Raw genomic sequence first — 3,341 nt, 5'->3', positions numbered from 1 at the left:
GGGCGAGCCGGTCGGCGAGCGCGCGGCCCGTCGCGGCCAGAGCGGGGCGGACCGCCTCGACCTCGGCAAGCACCCGGTCCTGGTCGAGGCCCTGCTCGAGGTGGCGGTCGGCGTCCTTGCGGGCCCAGTCGGCGAGCAGCGCGGCGTCGGCCTCGGGGTGCCACTGCACCCCCCACACCCGGGCCCCGAAGCGGGCGGCCTGCAGCTCGCCGGTGTCGGCGCGCGCCAGCTCGGCCGCGCCGTCGGGCAGCCGGGTGACGACGTCCTGGTTCCAGAACACACCGGGCCCGGAGACGCCGTCGAGGAGCCGGTCCTCACCGGACGCCCAGCCGATGCGACGCAGGCCGACCTGCTGGCCGCGCGGGTTGCGCACGACCTCGCCGCCGAGGGCGAGGGCGGCGAGCTGGTGGCCCAGGCAGACGCCGAGGGTCGCGACGTCCTCCTCGGCCGCCGCGACGACGAGCGCCCGGGTCGGCGCCAGCCACGGGTGGCCGTCGTCGTCGTCGGCGTCCATCGACCCGCCCAGGACGAGCAGACCGTCGTAGCCCTCTGCCCGCAGGCTGCTCGGGAGCGCCTCGCCGAGGTAGGGACGGGCGACGACCAGGGAGCAGTCGTTGTCGGCGAGCCACACCCCGAGCAGGGCGGGCGGGCACGTCGCCTGGTGCTCGACGACGAGCAGCCGAGGACCGGGAACCAGCGACGTCATCGGAGCGGCCTCAGATCACCGGCAGCATCTGGTCGCGCTCCCAGGCCGAGACCTGGCCGCGGTAGGCGTCCCACTCGGAGCGCTTGTTGCGCAGGAAGAAGTCGAAGACGTTCTCGCCCAGGGTCTCGGCGAGCAGCTCGGAGCTCTCCGCGATCTCGATGGCCTCGTTGAGGGTCTTGGGGAGCGGGTCGATGCCGAGACTCATCCGCTCGCGCTCGGTCAGGCTCCACACGTCGTCCTCGGCCTCGCGGGGCAGCTCGTAGCCCTCCTCGATGCCCTTCATCCCCGCCGCCAGCACCGCGGCGTAGGCGAGGTAGGGGTTGCACGCCGGGTCGAGGGTGCGCAGCTCGACGCGGGTGGAGGCGCCCTTGAGGGGCTTGTACATCGGCACCCGCACCATCGCCGAGCGGTTGTTGTGGCCCCAGCACACGTAGGACGGGGCCTCGCCGCCGAACATCATCCGCTTGTAGGAGTTGACCCACTGGTTGGTGACGACGCTGATCTCGGGCGCGTGCTTGAGGACGCCGGCGATGAAGCGCCGGCCGGTCTGGCTCAGCTGGTACTCCGCCCCGGCCTCGTAGAAGGCGTTCTGGTCGCCCTCGAAGAGGCTGACGTGGGTGTGCATGCCGGAGCCGGGGTGGGTCGTGAAGGGCTTGGGCATGAAGCTGGCCCAGATGCCCTGGTTGAGCGCGACCTCCCGGATGACGGTGCGGAAGGTCATGATGTTGTCGGCCGTCGAGAGCGCGTCGGCGTAGCGCAGGTCGATCTCCTGCTGGCCCGGCCCGCCCTCGTGGTGGCTGAACTCGACCGAGATGCCCATCGCCTCGAGCATCGTGATCGCCTCGCGGCGGAAGTCGGAGCCGTGCGACTGCGCGGTGTGGTCGAAGAACCCGCTGCGGTCGACCGGCACGGGGTCGACGCCCGCCTGCGGGGTGTCCTTGAAGAGGTAGAACTCGATCTCGGGGTGCGTGTAGAAGGTGAAGCCCTTCTCCGCAGCCTTGGCCAGGGTGCGCTTGAGGACGTAGCGCGGGTCGGCGTAGGACGGCGAGCCGTCCGGCATCATGATGTCGCAGAACATCCGTGCCGTCGCCGGGCCGTCGGTGCGCCACGGCAGGATCTGGAACGTCGACGGGTCGGGCATCAGCAGCATGTCGGCCTCGTAGACCCGGGCGAAGCCCTCGATCGCCGACCCGTCGAAACCGATGCCCTCGTCGAAGGCCCCCTCGAGCTCGGCCGGCGCCACGGCCACCGACTTGAGGAACCCGAGCACGTCGGTGAACCACAGCCTCACGAACCGGACGTCGCGCTCCTCGAGTGCGCGGAGTACGAAGTCTTCCTGCTTGCCCATGCGGCCACCCTAGGGGTCGGTCGCTGCGTCATCCGCTCCGGCTCACGCCACGCGGACGCGGCGCCCGAACGAGACCGGGAGCCGCTCGTAGCCGCGCAGCACTCGGGTGCCGCGGCGGACGGTGGGGCCGTCGACGGTGAGGTCGGGGAAGCGGTCGTAGAGCATCCGCAGGCCGACCTCGGCCTCGCGGCGGGCCAGGCTGGCGCCGAGGCAGAAGTGGGCGCCGGAGGAGAAGGCCAGGTGGGCGCCGGCGTTGGGGCGGCGTACGTCGAACGCGTGGGGGTCATCGAAGACGGCCGGGTCGCGGTTGGCGCCGCCGAGGTAGGTGATCACCGGTGTGCGGGCCGGCACCTCGACCCCGAGGACGTCGGTGTCGCGGCGGGCGACCCGCAGCGTCATCTGGACCGGGGAGTCGTGGCGCAGCACCTCGTCGACGGCGTTGCCCCACAGCGTCGGGTCGTCGCGCAGGGCGGCGCGCTGGTCGGGGTGGGCGTCGAGGACGGCAACCGCGTTGCCGATCAGGTTGACCGTCGTCTCGAAGCCCGCGCCGAGGACGAGGAGCCCGGTGGCCCGCAGCTCGAGGTCGGTCAGGCGCTCGTCGTCCTGCAGCACCGCCAGCCTGCTGATCAGGTCGTCGCCCGGGTCGGACCGCAGCTCGCGCACGTGGTCGGCGAACCACAGGTGCAGCTTGCGCATGGCGTCCTCGGCGCGCCGGAAGTCGCGCCAGCTGAGGCTCGGGTCGAGGGTCGTCGCGGCGCTGTTGCCCCAGTCGAGCAGCTTGCCGTGCATCGTGTCGGGCACCCCGAGCATGTCGGCGATCACGGCGACCGGCAGCAGCGCGGCGTAGCGCTCGACCACGTCGCACACCGGCGAGCCGTCGTCGAGCCCGTCGAGCAGGCGCTCGGCGGTGTCGCGGATGCGGTCCTCGAGACCGGTGACGGCTCGCGCCGTGAACGCCCGCGACACCAGGCGGCGGTAGCGCGTGTGGTCGGGGCCGTTGGTGGCGAGCATCGAGGGCGGATCGACCGGACTGGCGGCCCAGGGGTCGAGCACCCGGGGGGCGAGCCGGCGCAGCGGGCCGGGGAGCTCGGCCCCGCCGGCGCCGACGACGAAGTCGTCGCCGCGCAGCACGCGCGTCACCGCCTCGTGCGAGGCCGTCCCCCACACGACCTGGCCGCGCACGACGGGGCCGGCCGCGCGCAGCTCGTCGAGGGCCGCGTGGGGCGAGAGCCGCAGCTCGCGGTCGGTCTCGAGCCGCGCGATCAGGTCGCCCTTGCGGCCGGCGAC

At 73.0% G+C, this 3,341-nt stretch carries 3 protein-coding genes; all 3 read right to left on the bottom strand.

Annotated features, from left to right (window positions below; genetic code table 11):
• On the bottom strand, positions 1-706 hold a 706-nt coding region (locus Q7T52_RS13935; RefSeq protein WP_304803473.1), incomplete at its 3' end, for a type 1 glutamine amidotransferase.
• A 10-nt stretch (positions 707-716) separates the two neighbouring features.
• Positions 717-2,054 (bottom strand): glutamine synthetase family protein, encoded by a 1,338-nt coding sequence (locus Q7T52_RS13930; protein WP_304803471.1) that lies wholly within the window; start codon positions 2,052-2,054, stop codon positions 717-719.
• Positions 2,055-2,096: 42 nt separating this feature from the next.
• Positions 2,097-3,341, bottom strand: a 1,245-nt coding sequence (locus Q7T52_RS13925) for a cytochrome P450 (protein WP_304803470.1), incomplete at its 5' end; no start/stop codon positions are given.

Origin of the sequence: Nocardioides sp. (assembly GCF_030655615.1) — a bacterium.
Lineage (GTDB): Bacteria > Actinomycetota > Actinomycetes > Propionibacteriales > Nocardioidaceae > Nocardioides.
This window is presented reverse-complemented; position numbering and strand designations above follow the sequence as displayed.